Origin of the sequence: Pseudomonas pichavaramensis (assembly GCF_050473265.1) — a bacterium.
Lineage (GTDB): Bacteria > Pseudomonadota > Gammaproteobacteria > Pseudomonadales > Pseudomonadaceae > Aquipseudomonas.
On the sequence record NZ_JBJKFJ010000010.1, the window covers coordinates 55,690 to 77,529 of the forward strand.

General features: G+C 65.6%; 21 protein-coding genes. 15 read left to right on the plus strand and 6 right to left on the minus strand.

The annotated features are described in order from the left end of the window. Positions 1-145: 145 nt before the first annotated feature. From ACJRW5_RS17015 to ACJRW5_RS17030, 4 genes are all read right to left on the minus strand, one after another. Positions 146-1,033, minus strand: a complete 888-nt coding sequence (locus ACJRW5_RS17015) for a polyprenyl synthetase family protein (RefSeq protein ID WP_484571670.1) — start codon at positions 1,031-1,033, stop codon at positions 146-148. Beyond that, positions 1,030-1,272, minus strand: coding sequence for an exodeoxyribonuclease VII small subunit (locus ACJRW5_RS17020; protein WP_484571671.1), 243 nt, complete (start codon positions 1,270-1,272; stop codon positions 1,030-1,032). The genes ACJRW5_RS17015 and ACJRW5_RS17020 overlap by 4 nt, the downstream gene beginning before the upstream one ends. A 167-nt stretch (positions 1,273-1,439) precedes the next feature. Further along, positions 1,440-2,213 (minus strand): sulfite exporter TauE/SafE family protein, encoded by a 774-nt coding sequence (locus ACJRW5_RS17025; protein WP_484571672.1) that lies wholly within the window; start codon positions 2,211-2,213, stop codon positions 1,440-1,442. Positions 2,214-2,296: 83 nt separating this feature from the next. Continuing rightward, positions 2,297-2,695, minus strand: a complete 399-nt coding sequence (locus tag ACJRW5_RS17030) for a nuclear transport factor 2 family protein (RefSeq protein ID WP_484571673.1) — start codon at positions 2,693-2,695, stop codon at positions 2,297-2,299. Positions 2,696-2,860: 165 nt separating this feature from the next. Between ACJRW5_RS17030 and ACJRW5_RS17035 the strand changes: the two genes are divergently transcribed. Genes ACJRW5_RS17035 through ACJRW5_RS17050 form a run of 4 tightly spaced genes read left to right on the plus strand, consistent with a single transcriptional unit; the run spans position 2,861 to position 8,676 of the window. Next, complete coding sequence (locus tag ACJRW5_RS17035) at positions 2,861-4,048, plus strand: ABC transporter substrate-binding protein (protein WP_484571674.1); 1,188 nt, start codon at positions 2,861-2,863, stop codon at positions 4,046-4,048. Positions 4,049-4,091: 43 nt separating this feature from the next. After that, positions 4,092-4,961: a branched-chain amino acid ABC transporter permease gene (locus ACJRW5_RS17040; RefSeq protein ID WP_484571675.1), complete on the plus strand. Its 870-nt coding sequence runs from the start codon at positions 4,092-4,094 to the stop codon at positions 4,959-4,961. Continuing rightward, entirely contained in the window at positions 4,958-7,450 is a 2,493-nt protein-coding gene (locus tag ACJRW5_RS17045; RefSeq protein WP_484571676.1) for a branched-chain amino acid ABC transporter ATP-binding protein/permease, read from the plus strand. The genes ACJRW5_RS17040 and ACJRW5_RS17045 overlap by 4 nt, the downstream gene beginning before the upstream one ends. Continuing rightward, positions 7,447-8,676: an amidohydrolase family protein gene (locus tag ACJRW5_RS17050; protein ID WP_484571677.1), complete on the plus strand. Its 1,230-nt coding sequence runs from the start codon at positions 7,447-7,449 to the stop codon at positions 8,674-8,676. The genes ACJRW5_RS17045 and ACJRW5_RS17050 overlap by 4 nt, the downstream gene beginning before the upstream one ends. Here ACJRW5_RS17050 and ACJRW5_RS17055 read toward each other — a convergent pair. Together ACJRW5_RS17055 and ACJRW5_RS17060 are read right to left on the minus strand one after the other, a co-directional pair. Further along, positions 8,673-9,368, minus strand: coding sequence for a GntR family transcriptional regulator (locus tag ACJRW5_RS17055; RefSeq protein WP_484571678.1), 696 nt, complete (start codon positions 9,366-9,368; stop codon positions 8,673-8,675). The two genes, ACJRW5_RS17050 and ACJRW5_RS17055, sit on opposite strands and share 4 nt — an antisense overlap. 84 nt (positions 9,369-9,452) lie before the next feature. Continuing rightward, positions 9,453-11,027, minus strand: a complete 1,575-nt coding sequence (locus ACJRW5_RS17060; RefSeq protein WP_484571679.1) for a gamma-glutamyltransferase family protein — start codon at positions 11,025-11,027, stop codon at positions 9,453-9,455. A 140-nt stretch (positions 11,028-11,167) separates the two neighbouring features. Here ACJRW5_RS17060 and pcaQ point away from each other — a divergent pair, with 140 nt between their 5' ends. The 11 genes from pcaQ (at position 11,168) to pcaD (ending at position 21,801) form a co-directional block, all read left to right on the plus strand. After that, on the plus strand, positions 11,168-12,100 hold the full coding sequence (gene pcaQ, locus ACJRW5_RS17065; protein ID WP_484571680.1) for a pca operon transcription factor PcaQ: 933 nt from the start codon (positions 11,168-11,170) through the stop codon (positions 12,098-12,100). Positions 12,101-12,226: 126 nt separating this feature from the next. Further along, complete coding sequence (gene pcaH, locus ACJRW5_RS17070) at positions 12,227-12,946, plus strand: protocatechuate 3,4-dioxygenase subunit beta (protein ID WP_484571681.1); 720 nt, start codon at positions 12,227-12,229, stop codon at positions 12,944-12,946. 11 nt (positions 12,947-12,957) lie between these two features. Beyond that, a complete protein-coding gene (gene pcaG / locus ACJRW5_RS17075; RefSeq protein ID WP_484571682.1) occupies positions 12,958-13,566 on the plus strand; it encodes a protocatechuate 3,4-dioxygenase subunit alpha in 609 nt (202 codons plus the stop codon). Beyond that, positions 13,556-14,578: a cell division protein ZapE gene (gene zapE, locus ACJRW5_RS17080; protein ID WP_484571683.1), complete on the plus strand. Its 1,023-nt coding sequence runs from the start codon at positions 13,556-13,558 to the stop codon at positions 14,576-14,578. The genes pcaG and zapE overlap by 11 nt, the downstream gene beginning before the upstream one ends. After that, positions 14,572-15,519 carry an AEC family transporter gene (locus tag ACJRW5_RS17085; protein ID WP_484571684.1) on the plus strand — a complete coding sequence of 316 codons (948 nt, stop codon included), beginning with the start codon at positions 14,572-14,574 and terminating at the stop codon, positions 15,517-15,519. Before zapE ends, ACJRW5_RS17085 begins: the two co-directional genes overlap by 7 nt. Before the next feature lie 163 nt (positions 15,520-15,682). Further along, the gene (locus ACJRW5_RS17090; RefSeq protein WP_484571685.1) at positions 15,683-16,528 is read left to right on the plus strand and encodes an IclR family transcriptional regulator; all 846 of its coding nucleotides are present in this window, start codon (positions 15,683-15,685) and stop codon (positions 16,526-16,528) included. A 132-nt stretch (positions 16,529-16,660) separates the two neighbouring features. Next, positions 16,661-17,509: a CoA transferase subunit A gene (locus tag ACJRW5_RS17095; RefSeq protein WP_484571686.1), complete on the plus strand. Its 849-nt coding sequence runs from the start codon at positions 16,661-16,663 to the stop codon at positions 17,507-17,509. Next, positions 17,509-18,291 (plus strand): CoA-transferase subunit beta, encoded by a 783-nt coding sequence (locus tag ACJRW5_RS17100; protein WP_484571687.1) that lies wholly within the window; start codon positions 17,509-17,511, stop codon positions 18,289-18,291. Before ACJRW5_RS17095 ends, ACJRW5_RS17100 begins: the two co-directional genes overlap by 1 nt. After that, a complete protein-coding gene (pcaF, locus tag ACJRW5_RS17105; RefSeq protein WP_484571688.1) occupies positions 18,288-19,493 on the plus strand; it encodes a 3-oxoadipyl-CoA thiolase in 1,206 nt (401 codons plus the stop codon). The genes ACJRW5_RS17100 and pcaF overlap by 4 nt, the downstream gene beginning before the upstream one ends. Positions 19,494-19,650: 157 nt before the next feature. Then, entirely contained in the window at positions 19,651-21,009 is a 1,359-nt protein-coding gene (locus ACJRW5_RS17110) for a 3-carboxy-cis,cis-muconate cycloisomerase (RefSeq protein WP_484571689.1), read from the plus strand. A 3-nt stretch (positions 21,010-21,012) separates the two neighbouring features. Next, on the plus strand, positions 21,013-21,801 hold the full coding sequence (gene pcaD, locus ACJRW5_RS17115) for a 3-oxoadipate enol-lactonase (protein ID WP_484571690.1): 789 nt from the start codon (positions 21,013-21,015) through the stop codon (positions 21,799-21,801). The last annotated feature ends 39 nt before the right edge of the window (positions 21,802-21,840 follow it).

Genomic DNA, 21,840 nt, shown 5'->3' on the forward strand with positions numbered 1-21,840 from the left:
CCATCTTAGGCGGTCGGGGATGGGGGTAAAGCAAGCCTTATATGGCGATCATGCGGTCATAGATGACAATGATGGAGCGGGACGGCTATCGCGGCTGAAGTCGCTCCCACAAGAGCAGCCTAGCAGGTAGTTTTTCAACAGCCTGCTAGCTGCGTCGTTCGACGATATAGCGCGCCAGCTCGCGCAACGGCTCGGCGCTGTTGCCGAAGGATCGCAGCACGTGCAGGGCCTGGTCGCGCAGCTCCAGGGCGTAGTCCTTGGCGGCGTCGAGGCCGAGCAGGGCCGGGTAGGTGGGCTTGTCGTGGGCTTCGTCCTTGCCCTGGGTCTTGCCCAGGGTGGCGGTGTCGCTTTCCACGTCGAGGATGTCGTCCTGCACCTGGAAGGCCAGGCCGATGGCGCGGGCATATTGCAGCAGGGCCTTGAGGCTGAGATCGTCGGCCTTGCCGCTGGCCAGGGCGCCCAGCAGCACGCTGGCTTCGATCAGCGCGCCGGTCTTGTGCCGGTGCATCACTTCCAGCGCCTGTTGATCGAGTTGCAGACCAACCGAGCCGAGGTCGATGGCCTGGCCACCGACCATGCCGGCCGGCCCGGCGGCCGTGCCCAGGGCACTGAGCATCTGCAGGCGTACTTCGGCGTCCTGTGGGTTGCGGCGGCGGTCGGCGAGGACCTCGAAGGCCAGGCTTTGCAAGCCATCGCCGGCGAGGATGGCCGTCGCTTCGTCGAAGGCCTTGTGGGTGGTCGGCTGGCCGCGACGCAGATCGTCGTCGTCCATCGCCGGCAGGTCGTCGTGCACTAGCGAGTAGGCGTGGATCAGTTCGACCGCACAGGCGGCGCCATCGGCGCGCTCGATCTCACCCTCCAGCGCTTCGCAGGCGGCGTACACCAGCAGTGGGCGTACGCGCTTGCCGCCATTCATGACGCTGTAGCGCATGGCCTGGTACAGACGCTTGAGTTCGTCGCGCGGGGCCTGGAACAGCTCGTCCAGCGCGGCGTCTACGCGGGTCTGACAGCGCTGCTGGTAGGCCGCGATCATGCCTGTTCGTCCGTGTCGAACGGCGCGGCCTGCAATTCGCCGTCACGCTCGAGGAGGATCTGCACCTTTTGCTCGGCCTGAGCCAGCGAGGCCTGGCATTCACGGGTCAGGCCGATGCCCTGCTCGAACGCGGTCAGCGAATCCTCCAGCGATAGCTCACCGCTCTCCAGGCGCTCGACCAGCGTCTGCAGTTCGGCGAGGGAGTGTTCGAAGTCGGGGGTGGCTTTCTTGCGGGCCATGGTGCGGGTTCTCGCTGATTCTGGAACGGGCGCGACACTAGCAGAGCCGCGCCACACGGGCAAATCAGGGGGCTGATCGATAGGCGCTTGTAGGCGGATTTATCCGCGATGCTGTCCAGGCACTCGCCGGCAATCGCGGCTGAAGCCGCTCCTACAAAGGAGTCGCTTTATGACGCAGAGAAGTAGGTGCTCCAGAAGTAATAGAGCGTCATTGAACTGCCAACGATGATCACGAAGCTGCGAAGCAATGCAGGCGGCAGTTTCTCGCCCAGTGCACCGCCAGCGTAACCACCGAGGGTGGCGCCCGTCAGCAGAATGGCCAACTCATACCAACTGACCCGGCCGGCGATGATGAAGGTCAGGGTCGCGACACTGTAGATCACCGCCGAGATTAGATTCTTCAGCGCGTTGGCACGAGCCAGCGGATGCCCCTCGATGGCGAAGGCCGCCAATTGCAGGATGCCCATGCCGGCGCCGAAGTAGCCGCCGTAGATCGACACACCGATATGCGCCCCCAGTGACAGCGGTGTGTGTGGCGGATGCTCGGCCTCCTGGCGTCGTGCCGCCAACCAGCGTCCCAGCTGGGGGCTGGCCGCGAACAGCGCGGTGGCAGCCAGCAGCAGCCAGGGAATCAGTATGCGAAATACATCGTCGCCGCCGGCCAGCAGCAACAGGCCGCCAAGCAGCCCGCCCGCCAGGCCAGCGCACAGCAACGGCAGCAGGTAACGGCCGAGTGGGCGCAGTGAGGCGCGTGCGGCCCAGGCACCAGCGAGGCTGGCCGGCCACAGCGCCACGGCGTTGGTCGCGTTGGCGGTAACCGGAGGCAGGCCTGCGGCGAGCAGGGCTGGGAAGGAGAAGAAAGTGCCGCCGCCCGCGAGGGCATTCATGCCGCCGGCGGCGAAGCCGGCAAGGACCAACAGCAGGATGTCTGGCACTGACATGGAGCGTCTCTCGCACAAAAAGAGTGCAGCATAGGGCTGACCGCTCGGTCAGCCAAGTGCTACCAAAGTGCGGGTTCGCCGGTTCAGTCCCTATTGATCTGCGGCTGCAGAATCCACTCGGCGCTGTCGTTCCAGACATCCATGCGGGTAATCAGGCCGTCGCGTACTTCGAAGCGGTCGAGGTAGCGGTTGCCGGAGAAGCTGCGGCCATCTGGCCATTCGCCGTAGAGCGTGCCATTGGAATACACCACGCAGTGGTCGGCGTGCTCGGTCCAGTCGAACTGGCCCATGGCTTTCTTCACCCAGGTGTAACGACCGGCATTGAAGGCGGTGATGGCCTGGGCGTTGGCCATGGCCCGGCCACCGGTGAAGGTGATGCGTGCATCGGCAGACATGTATCGGGCCGCGCCCTCTGGATCGGGAATCATCGACAGCTCGAGAAACTGACGGACCAGGGCGACGGCGGGGTGTTCGGTAGGCATGTGATTCTCCTTGGGGCTGGCTGCATCCTGCTGGTGCGTGGTGCCAGACGATGGGGCAGTTTCAGAAGTGGCGCCGAGGCTGAGGCCCGTATTTACGGGCTTCGCCGGGGTGGCACCTGTTTTGCTAGCAATGTTTGTGCAAAAGCTAGCAATTAGGAGGATGCCATGTCCACGTTATTGTCGTTTCCGCGTCGCCTGAAGCCGCGCCTGGCTGCGGCGTTCGCGCTGAGTTGTTGGTTTTCCCTGTCCGCGCAGGCGGCCGAGCCGATCAAGATTGGTCTGGTGGCGGCGCTGTCCGGGCAGTCGGCCAAGTCGGGCGAGGCGCTGACCCGCGGCCTGAACATCGCCATCGATGAGGTCAATGCCCAGGGCGGTGTGCTCGGGCGTCCGCTGCAATTGGTACGCCGGGACGACGAGAGCAACCCCTCCAAAGGCTTGCTCGCTGCACGCGAGCTGATCCAGCGGGAGAAGGTTGCGGTGCTGTTCGGCGGCCTGGATACCCCAGTGTCGCTGGCCATCGTGCCGCTGGCCAATCAGATGAAGATGCCGTTCATGGGCGTCTGGGCGGCGGGTACGCCGATCACCCGCAACGGCGCGGCCGACAACTATGTATTCCGTGTTTCGGCGGTGGATGAGCTGGTCGACGAGGCGCTGGTCAGCTACGCGCAGAAGAACTTCGGCACGCAGAAACCGGGGATGATTCTGATCAACAACCCCTGGGGCGAATCCAACGAGCATGGCTTCCGCAAGGCGCTGGAAGCACGCGGTGTACCGGTCGCCGGGGTGGAGCGCATCGAGGGCAGCGACCTCGACGTGGTGCCGCAGCTGAGCCGACTCAAGCAGGCCGGTGCCGATACGCTGCTGCTGGTGGCCAACGTGGCGCCGTCGGCGCAGGTGGTCAAGTCGCTCGACCGCATGGGCTGGGATGTGCCGGTGGTGTCGCACTGGGGCCCCGCCGGTGGCCGCTTCGGTGAATTGGCGGGCCCTAACGCCGGTCGCGTGCATTTCATCCAGACCTACACCTTCAGTCGCGAGGGCGACAGCAAGGGCGAGGCGATCTACGCGGCGCTGCAGAAGCACTACCCGGAGATCAAGACTCTGGCCGACGTCACCCCGGCAGTGGGTATCGCCAATGCCTACGACGCCCTGCACCTGACCGCGCAGGCCATCGCCGCCGCTGGCAGCACCGCCGGGCCGGCGATTCGCGACGGTTACTACGGCATCGAGCGCTACGAAGGCCTGATCAAGACCTACGAGAAACCCTTCAGCGCCGAGCAGCACGACGCCCTGGGCGCGGACGACTACGTGTTCACCCGCTTCGAGGGTGACGAAATCGTACCGATCGACCACTGATCCCAGCTAGGCCGGCCGCTGTGCGGCCGGCGGAGGAATTGCCATGCTTACCGCCGCAATCATCAGCGGGCTTGGCCTGGGCAGCATGTATGCGCTGCTCGCGCTGGGTTTTCACATCACCTACGTGGTCTCGCGAACCGTCAACTTCGCCCAGGGCAGTGCCATGATGGTCGGCGCGGTGCTGGGTTACAGCCTGTGCGTCACCGCCGGTCTGCCCTGGTGGCTGGCGGCGCTGTTGAGCCTGGCGCTGTGCGCGTTGTACGGCCTGATCATCGAGTTGTTTCTGGTGCGGCCGTTCCATAGCCGTGGCTCGGAAGCCTGGCTGATGGCCACGGTGGCCGGCGGCATTCTGGTGGATAACCTGGTGCTGTTCAGCTTCGGCAAGGAGCCGCGCCAGTTCGACGTGGACCTGCTGCACGTGCAGATGCAGGTGCTGGGCAGCAATGTCCAGGCCCTGCAGTTGCTGATTCCCCTGGCCGGGGCCGGCATCGCCCTGGTGCTGTACCTGGTGCGCCGCTACACGCGCCTGGGCAAGGTGCTCGAAGCCACTGTGCAGAACCCGCGCGCGGCGCAGCTGATGGGCATTCGCGTGAACCGTGTGGTGGCTTGTGCCTTCGCCGTGTCGACGGTGTTCGCCGGTATCGCCGGCCTGTTGATTGCGCCGCTTTATAACGTGCATGCCGACATGGGCACGCTGTTCGGCCTCAAAGCCTTCGCCGTGGCCATCCTGGGCGGTATCGCCAGTGCCAACGGGGTGTTCGTCGCGGGCCTGCTGTTTGGCCTGGCCGAGGCGCTGATCACCCTGCATTTCGGCTCGGCCTTCACCCAGATCTTCACCTTCGGCCTGGTCATCGTCGCCCTGGCGCTGCGTCCCAACGGTCTGTTCGGCAAACAGACACTGGTGAAAGTATGAACCTGAGCAACCGCTACCTGGCGCCGCTCGGCCTGGCCGCGCTGGCGCTGCTGGGCAGCAGCCTGGCTTTCGTGCTGGACAGCTATTCGCTGCTGGTCTTCACCTTCTGTGCGCTGGCGGTGGTGGTCGGCGTCGGCCTGAATATCCTGATCGGCATGTCCGGGCAGATTTCCTTCGGCCATATCGCCTTCTACGCCATCGGCGCCTACATCTCGGCCCTGTTGCTGATGGCTGGTCTGCCGCTGGGCCTGGCGCTGATCATCGCTGGCCTGGGCAGTGGCCTGGTTGGCGCTTTGCTGGCGCTGCCGGCCCTGCGCGTCACCGGCCCGTACTTGGCGATGGTGACCATTGCCTTCGCCTTCATGGTGCACCACGGGCTGATCGAGTGGCAGTCGCTGACCGGTGGCGCCAACGGCCTGATCGGCATTTCCATGCCCGAATTCGCCGGCCTGGATGGCAGCATCGGTCTGGCCCTGCTGGCCACGGCGCTGATGGTGGCGGCATTGGCCTTCTATCAACGCTTGCAGCGCAGTGGCTGGGGGCGGGCGATGCGTGCGGTGAAATCGACCGAGATCGCCGCGCGTTCGCTGGGCTTCAACCCGATGCAGACCAAGACGCTGGCCTTTGCCCTGTCGGCCGCGCTGACCGGTCTGGCCGGTGGCCTGGTGGCGCCGCTGATGATGTTCATCAGCCCGGACTCCTTTCCCTTCTCGCAGTCGATCCTGTTCGTTTTGGCGGTGATCGTCGGCGGCGCCGGCACGCTGTTCGGCCCGGTGCTCGGCGCCTTGTTGATCGTGTTGCTGCCGGAGATGCTCTCGGGCCTGGCCGAATACCGCCTGCTGATATTTTCCATGTTGCTGCTCGGCGTGCTCTGGCTGGCGCCGCGCGGTGTGCTTGGCGCCCTGCAGCAGCGTTGGTGGAAGGTGCCGCCAGCCTATGCGCCGAAAAGCGTCAATCGTCATCTGCTGGCGCGCTGGTTCGAGCGCAATGGCGGTGACGGGCAAGGGCTGCAGGTGCGCGATGTCGGCATCCGCTTTGGCGGCGTGCAGGCGGCCAGCGGTATCAGTTTCAGCGCCGTACAGGGCAGCGTGACCTCGGTGATCGGCCCCAATGGCGCCGGCAAGACCACCCTGCTCAATATGATCAGCGGTTTCTATGCGCCGGACAGCGGGCAGATCGAGCTGGGCCAGCAATTGGCTGGTCTGCCGGCCTGGAAGATTGCCCGTGCCGGCATTGCCCGCACCTACCAGACCACTCAGCTGTTCGGCGAAATGAGCGTGCTGGAGAACCTGCTGGCGGCCATGCAGCAGGGCCAGCTCGGTCTGCCGCTGGCGCGTCCGCCGGTTGAACAGGAAGAGCTGGCGCTCAACCTGCTGGCGTTGGTCGGCTATCGCGGCTCGGTCACTTGCGCGGCGGACGACCTGCCGCACGTCGACCGGCGCCTGGTGGAGATCGCCCGCGCCCTGGCCACCCGGCCGCGCGTGCTGTTGCTCGACGAGCCGGCTGCCGGCCTCAGTCGCAGCGACACCGACCGCCTGGTCGGGCTGTTCAAGACCCTGGCCGACTTTGGCATCGCGGTGATTCTGGTGGAGCACGACATGCCGCTGGTGATGGCCGTGTCGCAGCGCATTCTGGTGCTCGATGCCGGCCGCCCGATTGCCTGGGGCAACCCCGACGAGGTGCGTCAGGATCCGCGCGTGGTCGCCGCCTACCTGGGCAGCACCGACTACCAGGCGCAGGCGCGCGGCGCAGCCTGGGACGGCAGCCGCGACGCCATCCTGTTCGTCAAGGACCTGGTGGTCGACTACGGTGCCGCGCCGGTGGTGCAGCAGGTCAACCTGCTGGTCAATCCGGGCGAATTGGTGGCCATCCTCGGCGCCAACGGCGCTGGTAAATCGAGTATTCTGCAGTGCCTGGCCGGCCTCAAGCGCGCCTCGGCCGGCAGCGTGGTGCTGGACGACGTCAATATCGAGAAGGCCGACGCCAGCGCCATCGCGGCGCGCGGCCTGGCCCTGGTGCCGGAAGGGCGGCAATTGTTCGGGCAACTCAGCGTGCGCGACAACCTGCTGCTCGGCGCCCACACCCGCACCGACAAGGTCGATGCCGAGGCCGAAATCGAGGCCATCCTGCGCCGCTTCCCACGCCTGCGCGAGCGCCTGGACAGCCCGGCCGGCCTGCTCTCCGGCGGCGAGCAGCAGATGGTCGCGGTGGGCCGCGGTCTGATGGCCAAGCCGCGCATCCTGCTGCTCGACGAGCCGTCCTTGGGTCTGGCCCCGGCGATGATCGCCGAGCTCTACGACGCCCTGGCGAGCCTGCGCGACGAGGGCGTGACCCTGCTGCTGGTGGACCAGATGGCCAACCTCGCCCTGCAGGTGGCCGACCGCGCCTACGTGCTGGACACCGGCCGGGTGGTCAAGTCCGGCAGCGCCGCCGAACTGCGTAACGACCCTGAACTGGAAGCTGCCTACCTGGGAGACAGTGCTGCATGAGTGCCTTGTATCTACACAACTTGCGCCTGCCGGGTGCGCCCAGCGAACTCACCGAGCTGCGCGTGGAACAGGGGCGTTTCGTCGCCGCGTTCAGCAACGGCGTGCGCCCGCAGGCGCTGGATCTGAACGGCGCCCTGGTGCTGCCAGGCTTGATCGAAACCCACATTCACCTGGACAAGGCGTGCATCCTCGAGCGCTGCACGCTGAGCGCCGGTACGCTGGCCGAAGCCATCGCCGAAACCTCGGCGGCCAAGGCCGGCTTCACCGAAGCGGATGTCTACCAGCGCGGCACGCGGGTGCTGGAGATGGCCATCGCTCAGGGCACCATGCACATGCGCACGCATGTCGAGATCGACCCGCAGATCGGCCTGACCGGTTTCAACGCGGTGCGCCGCCTGCAAGCGGATTACGCCTGGGCGGTGGACGTGCAAATCTGCGTCTTCCCGCAGGAGGGCATGCTCAACAACCCGGGCACCGAGGCGCTGCTCTGCGAGGCTCTGGCGCAGGGCGCCGACGTGCTCGGCGGCTGCCCCTATACCGACAGCGACCCGCATGGGCAGATTCGCCGCCTGTTCGAGCTGGCGGTGGCCCATGACTGCGACCTGGATTTCCACCTGGACTTCGACCTCGACCCAACCGGCATGACCCTGCCCGAGGTGCTGCGTTGCACCGAGCTGCATGGCTGGGGCGGGCGGGTGACGGTCGGCCATGCGACCAAGCTGTCGATGCTCGACAACGAGGCGCTGCAGGCGATCACCGCACAACTGGCGGCCGCCGGGGTGCAGGTTACCTGCTTGCCGAGTACCGATCTGTACCTCGGTGGCCGTCACTGCACGCACGCCAAGCCGCGTGGCGTGGCGCCGCTGGAGCGTCTGCAGGCGGGCGGGGTGACCTGTTCGCTGTCGACCAACAACCTGGGCAACCCCTTCACTCCATTCGGCGATGCTTCACTGATCCGTCAGGCCAACCTCTACGCCAACATCGCTCAACTAGGCACCGACGCCGATCTGCGCAACTGCCTGGGTTGGATCTCCACCGAGTCGGCGCGCCTGCTGCGCCTGCGTGATTACGGTCTGGAACCTGGCTGCCGGGCGGATTTCATCGTGCTGGACGCGCCTCATCCGGCTGCGGTGATCGGCCAGTTGAGCCCGCCATTGATGGGCTTCAAGAACGGTCGGCAGACCTTCGTTCGCGAGCGTCCGCGGCTGTTGCAACCAGGCGTTTAAAGGTCGACGAGGGCATCGCGCAGGCTGACCTCGGTGCTTTGTTCCTCGTGTAGCGCCAACTGGCTTTCCAGTTCGTCCAGATGTTCGATCATCAGCTTCACGGCCAGTTCGCGCTGACCCGCTGCCAGGGCGTCGAGTACCTGCTGGTGTTCGTCCGAGGCACAGGAAGGCACATCGTTGCGCTGGTACAGCGCGACGATCAGCGAGCTGCGTACCATCAGATTATCGAGCATGTCGCGCAGCACCGCGTTGCCGCAGATCTCGCCGAGCATACGGTGAAACTCACTCAGTTCACGGACGATGGCGCGGCGGTCGCTGCTGCTGGTGGCGGCGCGTTCCTTGGCCATCTGCGTGGCGATGCGCTCGGCATGCCGCTGTATGATCGCCGGGGTGATGGCTTCGACGATGGCGCGTTCCAGCGCGCGGCGAGCGGCGAAGATGTCGCGTGCTTCCTGGGCGCTGGGTTGCGCGACCAGCGCTCCACGATTGGGCTCGATGGTGACGATCTTCTGCATCGCCAGACGTTGCAGGGCTACCTGCACATGATTGCGGTTGGCCTGCAGCGATTCGACGATCTGTGCTTCGATCAGGCGCATGCCGGGTGGCAGGCGATGTTGAGCAATGGCCTTGGACAACGCATCGACGATGCGCTGCACCTCTTGCTGTTTGGCAGTGACGGTCTTTTCGGCCATTGAATGGGCGCTCTTGCGGGCAACAGCCGCCATTATCGCCAGTGCACCCGCATCAGGTAAATCCACACGATCACCTGCAATCGCTCAAGCATGCTGACCCAGGGCATTGCCCTGGCCGCGCGGGTCATGCATGGCCTGGCGCTTGCCGTCGCGGTCGATGGCGATGATTCCGGCCTGGCCGGTGTAGGGGCTGAGTGCGGCAATGCGTTCGACCTGATGCCCCATCGCTTCCAGCTCGGCCATCACGGCGTCACCCACGGGCGCCTCCAGCTTGAGGTTGTCGGTGCTGTCGAAGAAGCTGCGCCCGAGCAGGAAGCGCGGCATGTGCAGAGCCAGGTCGATGGGCTGCTGGAAGTCGATCAGCTGGCTGGCCAGAACCATCTGCGTCTGCGGTTGGCCGTCCCCGCCCTGGGTGCCGAAGAACCAGCGTCGGCCATCGTCGGCCAGGTAGCAGGACGGGTTGAGGGTGTGCGCGGGGCGCTTACCCGGCGCCCAGGCGTTGGCGTGTTGCGGGTTGGCGTTGAAACCGGCAGCGCGGTTCTGCCAGAGAATGCCGGTGTCGCCCAGCACGCAGCCCGAGCCGAAATCGTGGAACAAGCTCTGGATCAGGCAGGCGCTACGTCCTTCGGCATCGCAGGCGGCCATCCAGATGGTATCGGCCGGACGACCAGGTTCGGCCCAGGGCTGCGCGCGCTGATCGTCGATGGCGGCGGCGTAACGCTCGGCCATGGCATCGCTGAGGGTGTCGGCCCACGGCCAGGCGCTGCTGCGCGGGTCGCACAGCTCGGCATTACGTCGCAGCAGCCCCTGTTTGATCGCCTCCACCAGCCAGTGGTAATAAAGTGCGCTGCCATTGCTGCAATCGCCCAGTGCACGGCCACGCAGGGCCAGCATGGCCTGCAGGGTGTAAAGGCCCTGGCAGGGCGGGGCGACGTTGTAGAGTGTGCCCTGGCGATAGCGAATGCTGATGGGCGCCGCCAGTTCGGCGCGGGTGGCGGCCAGGTCTTCAAGGCTAAGGCCGCAGTCATGAGCGCGGAAGGCTTCGCCGAAGGCCTGCGCCAGTTCGCCGTGATAGAAATCGTCGAGGCCCTTGCGCGCCAGCTGGCGCAGGCTGTCGGCCAGGCGCGGCTGGCGCAACGTATCGCCGGGGGCCAGCCATTGGTCGTCGGCGTTCTTGCACAGCGGGTGCAGGTCCGGCAGTTGCTCGATCAGCTCGCGGCGATAGCCCTGCCAGAACAGTTGCGAGTCGGACACCGGATGGCCGTGCTCGGCGTGGTGGATGGCGTCTTCGAACAGATCCGCCCAGCCCAGGCGCGAGCCCCATTGCTGGCGGCTGATGTCGGCGGCCAGTTGCCAGCTGGCGATGGAGCCGGCGGTGGTGGCCAGTGCACTCGGCCCGCGCAGCCCGATCTTGCCGCCTGCTGGCAGGCGCTGCCCGGCCTGACCGATCCCCACAATGGTGCGCACTTCACTGTCGTGGAGCATCCACAGCGCATCGCCGCCGATGCCGGTCATGTGCGGGTAAACAGCTGCGAGAGTGGCACTGGCCGCGAGCATGGCGTCGATCGCCGTACCGCCAGCCTCAAGCATGGCCATGCCGCTGCGGGTGGCAGCCGGGTGAGGGGTACAGATCACGCCACGGGTGGATTCGGCCAACATGAGACTCTCCTGGCTAGCTAATCATTGAATATTGCTAGCAATTTATGCAGGAGCCATGCCGCCCTCATAGTCTGGCGCGCGCCTGTGCTGCAATGGCGCTTTGCGGCATCATCACGGGCATCCGCTCATGGTGCTTGCCGATGAACATCGACACCCGAATCAAATTCCGTCACCTGCTGTGCTTTATCGAAATCGCCCGTCAGGGCAGCTTCGCCAAGGCTGCCGATGTCCTGGCGGTCAGTCAGCCGGCGATCTCCAAGACGCTCAAGGAGCTGGAGGCCATTCTGGGCGCGAGCCTGTTCGAGCGCGGCAAGCAGGGTGTGACCCTGACCTCGGCTGGGGTGGCCTTCATGCGTTATGCCGGCCCTTGTGTCCAGGCGCTGCGCGACGGGGTAAACAGCCTGCGCGAGGGCGAGCATGAGGCTGGGCAAGTTCGCGTCGGCGTGTTGTCGACGGTGGAAAGCCTGCTGATTCCCGAAGTGGTGCGGCGTCTGCACCAGCGTCACTCGGCATTGGTCGCCAGTATCGCGACGGGCCCAGGAGCCTATCTGCTGGGGCAATTGCGGGTCGGCGAGCTGGATCTGGTGATCGGTCGCATGGCCGACAGCCCGGATATCCAGGGGCTGACCTTCGAGCATCTGTACAGCGAGTCGATGACGTTGGTGGTGCGTCCGGGCCATCCATTGCTCGGTGCCGGCCGCGAAGCACTGGGGCGACTTGGCGATTACCCGCTGGTGGTGCCGACGGCAGGCACCACCATTCGCAAGCATGCCGACAGCCTCTTCGTGCAATGCGGTGTCGTACCCTCGCGGCAGCGCCTGGAAACCCTGTCACCAGCCCTGAGTCGACGCTATGTGTTGTCCAGTGATGCGTTGTGGGTAGCGCCGCAGGATTCGGTTTGCCTGGACGTACAGCGTGGTGAGTTGGCCGAGTTGCAACTGCATGTACGCGAGCCGGGTGGATCGGTTGGCATCTGTCGCAACGGTGCACACCGTTTGCCGCTGGCTGCCGAGCGTTTCTGCGATGTGCTGCGCGAAGTGGCGCACGCCTACCGTGAAGGTGCTTTCCCATAACCAAATGGTTATGTTTGGGCGGCGTCTTTTCAATTTTCACCCAGGTTGCTTTGGCCGAGACTGCGCCAGCTTCCGGGGAACATGCACCTCGGGATAACTCCACAATACTCACAACAGGAGTGCACCATGCCTGCCGAGGACAATCGTCGTTTTGCCATTCGCGATCGCAACTGGCATCCGAAGGCCTTCACCCCCGACTACAAGACATCCGTCACCCGTTCGCCGCGCCAGGCGCTGGTGAGCATCCCGCAGTCGATTTCCGAAACCACCGGCCCGGACTTCTCGCACCTGAAGTTCGCCGAGCATGACAATGACCTGCTGCTCAACTTCAACAACGGTGGCCTGCCTATCGGTGAGCGCATCATCGTCTCGGGGCGGGTGATGGATCAGTACGGCAAGCCGATTCCGCATACGCTGGTGGAAATGTGGCAAGCCAACGCCGGTGGTCGCTATCGCCACAAGAACGACCGTTACCTGGCGCCGCTCGACCCCAATTTCGGTGGTGTCGGCCGCGCGCTGACCGACAGTGAAGGGCGCTACATCTTCCGCACCATCAAGCCCGGCCCCTACCCGTGGCGCAACAACCCCAACGACTGGCGTCCGGCGCACATTCACTTCTCGCTCAATGGCCCGTCGATTTCCACGCGCTTGATCACCCAGCTGTATTTCGAGGGCGACCCGCTGATCCCGCTGTGCCCGATCGTCAAGTCGATCGCCAATCCGGACGCGGTGCAGACGTTGATCGCCAAGCTGGACATGGGCACGGCCAATTCCATGGATTGCCTGGCCTACCGCTTCGACATCGTGCTGCGCGGCCAGCGCAAAACCCATTTTGAGAATAAGTGAGGAGGAAGACCATGCCTGTTGAACTACTGCCGGAAACTCCCTCGCAAACCGCCGGCCCCTACGTGCATATCGGCCTGGCGCTGGCTGCGGCTGGCAACCCGACCCGTGAGCAGGAAATCTGGAATCAGATGGCCAGGCCTGAAGCGCCAGGCGAACACATCGTCTTGCTCGGCCACGTCTACGACGGCAATGGCCACTTGGTACGCGATGCCTTCCTCGAACTGTGGCAGGCCGACGCCCAGGGGCACTACGACGAGGATTACGACCAGAGCAAGGCCTTCAACGGCTTTGGCCGCACTGCCACCACCTTCGATGCGGGCAGTGAGTGGTTCGCCTACACCGTCAAACCGGGTGTGGTGAGCAATGCCGCCGGTGTGCCGATGGCGCCGCACATCAACGTGGCGCTGTTCGCCCGTGGCATCAACATTCACCTCAATACCCGCCTGTATTTCGAGGATGAAGCCGAAGCCAACGCCAAGGACCCGGTGCTCAACCTGATCGAGCAGCCACAGCGCCGTGAGACGCTGATCGCCAAGCGCTGCGAAGTCGATGGCAAGCCGGCCTACCGCTTCGATATCCGTATCCAGGGTGAGGGCGAGACCGTCTTCTTTGACTTCTGAGTTGCGCGCGCAGGCCGTGCGTTTCATCGAAGCGCGCGGCCTGCATCTGGATGACGCCCAGCAGCGGATGCTTGCCCGTCTGGCCGATTGGCTGCAGGCGCGCATTCGGCCGCCTGTGTGGCGCCGCCGGCCAGCGGCTGGCGCCTACCTTTGGGGCGGCGTCGGGCGTGGCAAGAGTCTGTTGCTGGAGGCGCTGTTTCAGGTGGCGCCGGTCGACAGCAAGCGCCGGGTGCATGTTCATGCACTGTTGCAGGAAGTGCAGCAGCGCATGCTGGCGCATGCCGGGCAGAGCGACCCGCTGCAGCGGGTGGCCGATGAACTGGCCGACGAGGCTCGGTTGCTCTACCTCGACGAGTTCCATGTGCACGATATCGGTGATGCGATCTTGCTGGGCCGCCTGCTGCAGCCGTTGCTCGAGCGGGACTGCATCCTGCTGTTCAGCTCCAATTACGCGCCGCGGCAACTCTGCCCCAATCCCCTTTACCACAGCCGTTTCAAGCCTTTTGCCGAGCTCCTGGAAAAGCGCTGCCTGGTCCTGGAGATGGATGCCGGTCCGGACTATCGTGCGCAAGGCACGCGGCACTGGGGGCTGTACCTGCAGGCTTCCAGCGCAGCACTGGATGCACGCCTGATCCATCTGCCGGCCAGCCCGCAGTTGCTTCTGCAGCGCCGTGCTCTGACACTGCGCGGCATGGACGAGCAAACGATCTGGCTGGATTTCGCTGCACTCTGCCGGCAGCCGTTGGCCAGCAGCGACTATCTGCATCTTTGCCAGCGCTTCGCTCATATCGTCATTGGTGAGTTACCGCTGCTGGCGCGCTGTTCGCCGGATGTGCTGCAGCGCCTGGTCAATTTCATCGACATCGCATACGACAGTGGCTGTGAGCTCTGGCTGCAGGGTGAGAGCAGTCTCGCGGCACTCTGTGCAGACGTTGCGCATGTCGACTTTTCCCGTACGCGCAGTCGTCTGGCGCAGTTGCGTCAGGAACAGGTGGAGGGCCTGAAGTGCTAGCGGTTCTGAGTATCACCGCGCCGATCTTCATTCTGATCGGTCTGGGCTTTATCTCGGCACGTGTCGGCCTGGTCAATCGTGAGCAGGTCCGTGGCATGGGCACCTTCGTCATCTACTTCGCGCTGCCGTCACTGGTGTTCAAGGCACTGGCCGAGCGCAGCCTGAATGAAGTGCTCAACTGGCCTTACCTGGCAGCCTACGCGCTGGCCTCATCGAGCCTGTTCGTCGGCGGTCTGCTGCTGGCTCGCCGTTGGCGAGGGCTGCCCCTGTCGAGCAGCGCCATTCTGGCCATGGGCATGTCGGTGTCCAACAGCGGTTTTGTCGGCTATCCCATCGCGGTGATGGTGATCGGGCCCACGGCCGCCCTGGCGATGGCGCTGGGCATGCTGGTGGAGAACCTGCTGATGGTCCCGCTGGCCCTGGCCCTTGCCGAGGTCGGCCAGCAAGGTGGCCGCGGCTGGATGGTGGTGCGCGAGACGGCACTGCGTCTGCTGCGTAACCCGTTGATCATCGCCATTCTGCTCGGCCTGCTGATGTCGCTGCTGAACTTGCGCCTGCCCACGGTGCCAGCGCGGGTGATCGACATGCTGGCAGGTGCATCGGCCCCGGTCGCACTGTTCGTGATCGGTGCCACCCTCAACGGTATGAAGATCGGCGGTATGGCCGCCGATCTGGCACAAACCTCCATCGGCAAGCTGGTCCTGCACCCGCTGCTGATGTTCGTCGCGCTGACTCTGGTGCCCGGCGTCGACCCGGTGTTGATGGTCGCCGGCCTGCTGTTCGCCAGTGCGCCGATGATGAGTGTGTTTCCCATCCTCGGTCAGCGCTTCGGTCTGGAGGAACGCTGCGCCGCTTCACTGGTGGCCTGCACCGTGATGGCGTTCTTCACGGTCAGTGCGCTGCTGGCGTTGCTGCGCTGGCAGGGGTTGCTGCCGGGCTGAAGCAGGCTGCGAACTGTGGGGGCGCTTCAGCGGCGATAATCATCGACAGCGGTCGCGGCTGAGGCCCTCCCGCAGGTGAGCGCTCATTGCTTGGCGCTATTTGCGATTACCGCACGACAGTTCGATAATCGCCAGGCGCTGTTCATCCTGTCTCGGAGGCATCATGAGCGAAACCCGTCCGCCGCTTGCCAGCCTGGCGCCGCCGCCCTACGTGTCGCCGGCCAAACGTATCGAAGAGTTCGCCGGCGACCCCAACTTCATGACTTCGCTGGCCCGTGGCCTGGCGGTGATCAACGCCTTTCAGGAGCGCAAGCGTCACCTGACCATTGCGCAGATCAGCCATCGCACCGAGATCCCCCGCGCCGCCGTGCGCCGCTGCCTGTACAGCCTGATGAAGCTCGGTTACGTCACCACCGATGGGCGCACTTACTCGCTGTTGCCCAAGGTGCTGACCCTGGGGCATGCCTACCTGTCATCGACGCCGCTGGCGGTGTCCGCGCAGCCGTTTCTCGACCGTCTCAGCGAGCAACTGCACGAGGCCTGCAACCTGGCCACATTGGAGGGCGAGCAGGTGCTCTACATCGCCCGTTCGGCCATTCCACAGCGGCTCATCTCGGTCGATCTGAGCGTCGGCAGCCGCCTGCCGGCCTACTGCACGTCGATGGGCCGCATCCTCCTTGCCGCCCTGGATGACGATCAGTTGCAGGACTACCTGGCTCACGCCGAGCTGCAGCCCAAGACCAGCCGTACCCTGCATACCCCCGAGGCGCTGTGGGAGTGCATGCAACGCGTGCGTCACCAGGGCTGGTGCATCGTCGACCAGGAGCTGGAGCAGGGCTTGCGCTCGCTGGCGGTGCCGGTGTACGACTCGGCCGGTCACGTGTTGGCGGCGATGAACATCAGCACCCACGCGTCCCGTGTGCCAGCTGGTGAGCTGGAGAAGCGCTACCTGCCGCTGATGCTGGCGGCCAGTCGCGAGCTGAGTGGGCAGCTGTTTCGCGCGGTCTGAATGCGCGAAGGTGTTCGATAATCGCCCGCTATGGCGATTATCGGATTGTTCTCGGTCTGGCCGCTTTTTAAGGTTGCAGTCATCCGCCACGCTCGACTCGGTGGCGCCTGCAACCTTCACGAGAACAATACGATGGCCGACATCATTTCCCTGGGCGAAGCGGTCAAGCGCTACGTCAACGACGGCGACTGCGTCGCACTCGAAGGCTTCACCCACCTGATTCCCACTGCCGCCTCGCATGAACTGATCCGCCAGGGCAAGAAAGACCTGCACCTGGTACGCATGACTCCGGATCTGGTTTACGACCTGCTGATCGGCGCCGGTTGCGCGCGCAAGCTGACCTTCTCCTGGGGCGGCAACCCGGGCGTCGGCTCGCTGCACCGCCTGCGCGATGCGGTGGAGAAGCAGTGGCCCAATGCCCTGGAGCTCGACGAGCACAGCCACGCCGACCTGGCCAACTCCTACGTGGCCGGTGCCTCCGGCCTGCCGTTCGCGCTGCTGCGCGCCTACGCCGGTTCCGACCTGCCCAAGGTCAACCCGAACATCAAGTTCCTCGAGTGCCCGTTCACCGGCGAGAAGCTGGCGGCTACCCCGGCAGTGCGTCCGGACGTCACCGTGATCCACGCGCAGAAGGCCGACCGCAAGGGCAACGTGCTGCTGTGGGGCATTCTCGGCGTGCAGAAGGAAGCCGCGCTGGCGGCCAAGCGTTGCATCGTTACCGTCGAAGAAATCGTCGACGAGCTCAATGCACCGATGAACGCCTGCGTGCTGCCGACCTGGGCGCTGACCGCCGTCTGCCATGTTCCGGGCGGCGCGCATCCGTCCTACGCGCACGGTTACTACGAGCGCGACAACCGCTTCTATCAGGCCTGGGACCCGATTGCCCGTGACCGTGAAACCTTCACCGCCTGGATCGATACCTACATCCGTGGCACCGAAGATTTCGCCGAGTTCCAGACCAAGATTGCGGAGGCCAAATAATGAGCGGCTACAACACCAACGAAATGATGACCGTGGCGGCCGCGCGCCGTCTGCACAATGGCGCCGTCTGCTTCGTCGGCATCGGCCTGCCGTCCAAGGCCGCCAACCTGGCGCGCCTGACCTCTTCGCCGGACGTGGTACTGATTTATGAATCCGGCCCGATCGGCGCCAAACCGAGCGTGCTGCCGCTGTCGATCGGTGACGGCGAGCTGGCCGAAACCGCCGACACCGTGGTGCCGACCGGCGAGATCTTCCGTTACTGGCTGCAGGGCGGGCGCATCGACGTGGGCTTCCTCGGCGCGGCTCAGGTGGACAAGTTCGGCAACATCAACACCACCGTGATCGGTGACTACCACAACCCGAAAGTGCGCCTGCCGGGCGCCGGTGGCGCGCCGGAAATCGCCGGCTCCGCCAAGGAAGTGCTGATCATCCTCAAGCAGTCGCACCGCACCTTCGTCGACAAGCTGGCCTTCATCACCTCGGTCGGCCATGGCGAAGGTGGTGACCACCGCAAACAGCTCGGCCTGCCCGGCAAGGGCCCGGTCGGCATCATCACCGACCTGTGCATCATGGAGCCGGAAGCCGGCAGCAATGAATTCGTCGTCACCTCGCTGCACCCGGGCGTGACCCGCGAGCAGGTGATCGAGAACACCGGCTGGGCGATTCGTTTCGCCGACGACCTCAAGGTGACCGAAGCGCCGAACGACACCGAGCTCAGCGCCCTGCGCGCACTGGAAGCCCGCACCGCTGCCGCCCACGGCCAGGCTGGGGGTGACGAATGAGCCGCGAGGTTTACATCTGCGACGCCATCCGCACGCCGTTCGGTCGTTTCGGCGGTGCGCTGGCGGCCGTGCGTGCCGATGATCTGGCGGCAGCGCCGATCAAGGCCCTGGTCGAGCGCAATCCGCAGCTCGATCTGACCGCCATCGACGAAGTGTTCCTGGGCTGCGCCAATCAGGCTGGCGAGGACAACCGCAACGTGGCGCGCATGGCGCTGCTCTTGGCAGGCCTGCCGGAAAGTATTCCGGGGGTGACCCTCAACCGCCTCTGCGCCTCCGGCATGGACGCGGTGGGTACGGCCTTCCGCGCCATCGCAGCCGGTGAAATGGAGCTGGTGATTGCCGGCGGCGTCGAGTCGATGTCGCGTGCGCCGTACGTCATGGGCAAGGCCGACAGCGCCTTCGGCCGTGGCCAGAAGATCGAGGACACCACCATCGGCTGGCGCTTCATCAACCCGCTGATGAAGGCGCAGTACGGCGTCGATGCCATGCCGCAGACCGCCGACAACGTCGCCGACGACTACCAGGTGTCGCGCGCCGATCAGGATCTGTTCGCCCTGCGCAGCCAGCAGCGCGCCGGTCGTGCCCATGCCGCAGGTTTCTTCGCCGAGGAAATCGTGCCGGTGGTGATCAAGGGCAAGAAGGCCGACACCCTGGTCGAGGCCGACGAGCACCTGCGCCCGGACACCACGCTGGAAGCGCTGAGCAAACTCAAGCCGGTCAACGGTGAAGGCAAGACCGTCACCGCCGGCAACGCCTCGGGCGTCAACGACGGCGCCGTGGCGCTGATCCTGGCCAGTGCCGAAGCGGTGCAGAAGCATGGCCTGACGCCACGGGCCAAGGTGCTCGGCATGGCCAGCGCCGGCGTCGCCCCGCGGGTCATGGGCATCGGCCCGGTGCCGGCGGTGCGCAAGCTGATCGAGCGCCTCGGCCTGGCGGTCAGCGACTTCGATGTCATCGAGCTCAACGAAGCCTTCGCCGCTCAGGGCCTGGCGGTGATGCGCGAGCTGGGCATCGCCGACGACAGCGAGCAGGTCAACCCCAACGGCGGCGCCATCGCCCTTGGTCACCCGCTGGGCGCCAGTGGCGCGCGGCTGATCCAGACCGCACTGCACCAGTTGGAGAAAACCGGCGGCAAGCGTGGTCTGGCGACCATGTGTGTAGGCGTCGGCCAGGGCCTGGCGTTGGCCATCGAGCGGGTCTGACCCTCGACTAGACCTTGTGGGAGGCGCTTCAGCGGCGAGGCTTTTGATCCGTCGCGGCTAAAGCCCCTCCCACAGTGCTTTGGCTGGTGCACCTCCGTGCGCACCGTCGCTGGTTGATGCCACACTAGCCGTTCAATTTCCCAGGAGCGTTTCGCTCGTGAGCAACCAACTCTTCGATGCCTATTTCACCGCGCCGGCCATGCGCGCGATTTTCTGCGACGCCGGGCGGGTGCAGGGCATGCTCGATTTCGAAGCCGCGCTGGCGCGTGCCGAGGCGCGTGCCGGGCTGATCCCTGCCGCTGTGGTGGCGCCGATCGAAGCTGCCTGCGTGGCCGAACACTATGACTTCGCCGCGCTGGCGCAGGCCATCGCTACGGCGGGCAACTCCGCCATTCCGCTGGTCAAGGCGCTCGGCAAGCGCATCGCCGCCGCCAGCCCCGAGGCCGAGCGCTACGTGCACCTCGGTGCAACCAGCCAGGATGCGATGGACAGCGGCCTGGTGCTGCAACTGCGCGCTGCCATCGCGCTGATCGAGCGCGATCTCGCTGTCCTGGGCGATGCTCTGGCTGTCCAGGCTGAACGCCATGCCGACACCCCGCTGGCCGGGCGCACCTGGCTGCAACAGGCCACGCCGGTGACCCTCGGCATGAAGTTGGCCGGCTTGCTCGGCGCCGTGAGTCGTCATCGCCAGCGCCTGCAGGAACTCAAGCCGCGCCTGCTCAGCCTGCAGTTCGGCGGCGCCTCCGGCAGCCTGGCGGCGCTGGGCGAACAGGCCTGGCCGGTGGCCGAGGCGCTGGCGGATGAACTGCAACTGACACTGCCCGAGCAGCCCTGGCACACCCAGCGCGACCGCCTGGTGGAGTTCGCCAGCCTGCTCGGGCTGATTGCCGGCAGCCTGGGCAAGCTCGGCCGCGACCTCAGCCTGCTGATGCAGACCGAGGCTGGCGAAGTGTTCGAGCCCTCCGCGCCGGGCAAGGGCGGTTCCTCGACCATGCCGCACAAACGCAACCCGGTCGGCGCCGCCGTGCTGATCGGCGCCGCCACCCGGGCGCCGGGCCTGGTAGCAACGATGCTGGCGGCCATGCCGCAGGAGCACGAGCGCAGCCTGGGCCTGTGGCATGCCGAGTGGGAAACCCTGCCGGAGCTGTGCTGCCTGGTGTCCGGCGCGCTGCAGCAGGCGCTGCTGCTGGTGCCGGGGCTGGAAGTGGATGCCGCGCGCATGCGCTGCAACCTGGAGCTGACTCAGGGCCTGGTGCTGGCCGAGGCGGTGAGCATCGCCCTGGCGCAGAAAATCGGCCGCGACGCCGCTCATCATCTGGTCGAGCAGTGCTGCCGCCAGGCGGTGCAGCAGGGCGCGCACCTGCGCGCCGTGCTGGGTGCCAACGCCGAGATCAGCGCGCAGTTTTCCGCCGCCGAGCTGGACCGCCTGCTCGACGCCGCACAATACCTGGGCCAGGCCCGCCGCTGGGTCGAGCGGGCCGTTGCCGAACATCAGAAATTTTCGCGTGAGGACTGATTCATGCCTGCCGTACGTCTCGCCGATGGCGATCTGAACTACCTGCTCGAAGGCCCGGATGCTGCGCCGGTGCTGGTGCTGTCCAACTCCCTCGGCACCGACCTGCACATGTGGGATGCGCAGATTGCCGCGCTGACCCAGCACTTTCGCGTGCTGCGTTACGACACCCGTGGCCACGGCCAGTCGCTGGTCAGCCCCGGCCCATACAGCATCGAGCAACTGGGCGGCGACGTGCTGGCCCTGCTCGATGCGCTGGGCATCCAGCAGGCCAGCTTCTGCGGCCTGTCGATGGGCGGTCTGATCGGCCAGTGGCTGGGCATCAACGCCCCTGAGCGCATCACCCGCCTGGTGCTGTGCAACACCGCTGCCAAGATCGGCACGCCCGAGGTGTGGAACCCACGCATCGAGATGGTGCTGGCCGACGGCGAACAAGCCATGCGCGGCCTGCGTGATGCGTCGATCTCGCGCTGGTTCACCGCCGATTTCGCCGAGGCCAATCCGGGCCAGGTCGAGCCCATCGTCGGCATGCTGGCGCAGACTTCGCCCGAGGGTTATGCGGCCAACTGCGCGGCAGTGCGCGATGCCGATTTCCGCGAGCAGCTCGGCAGCATTGCCGCGCCGACGCTGATCGTCTGTGGCAGCGCCGACCCGGTGACCACCACCGCCGATGGCCAGTTCATGCAGGCGCGGATCGAGGGCTCCAAGCTGCTGGAGTTCTATGCCGCGCACCTGTCCAACGTGCAGGCCGGTGATGTCTTCAGCCAGCGTGTGCTGGATTTCCTGAACCAGTAAAACCATCGGTGCGCGCAGCGCACCCTACGGTAGGGTGCG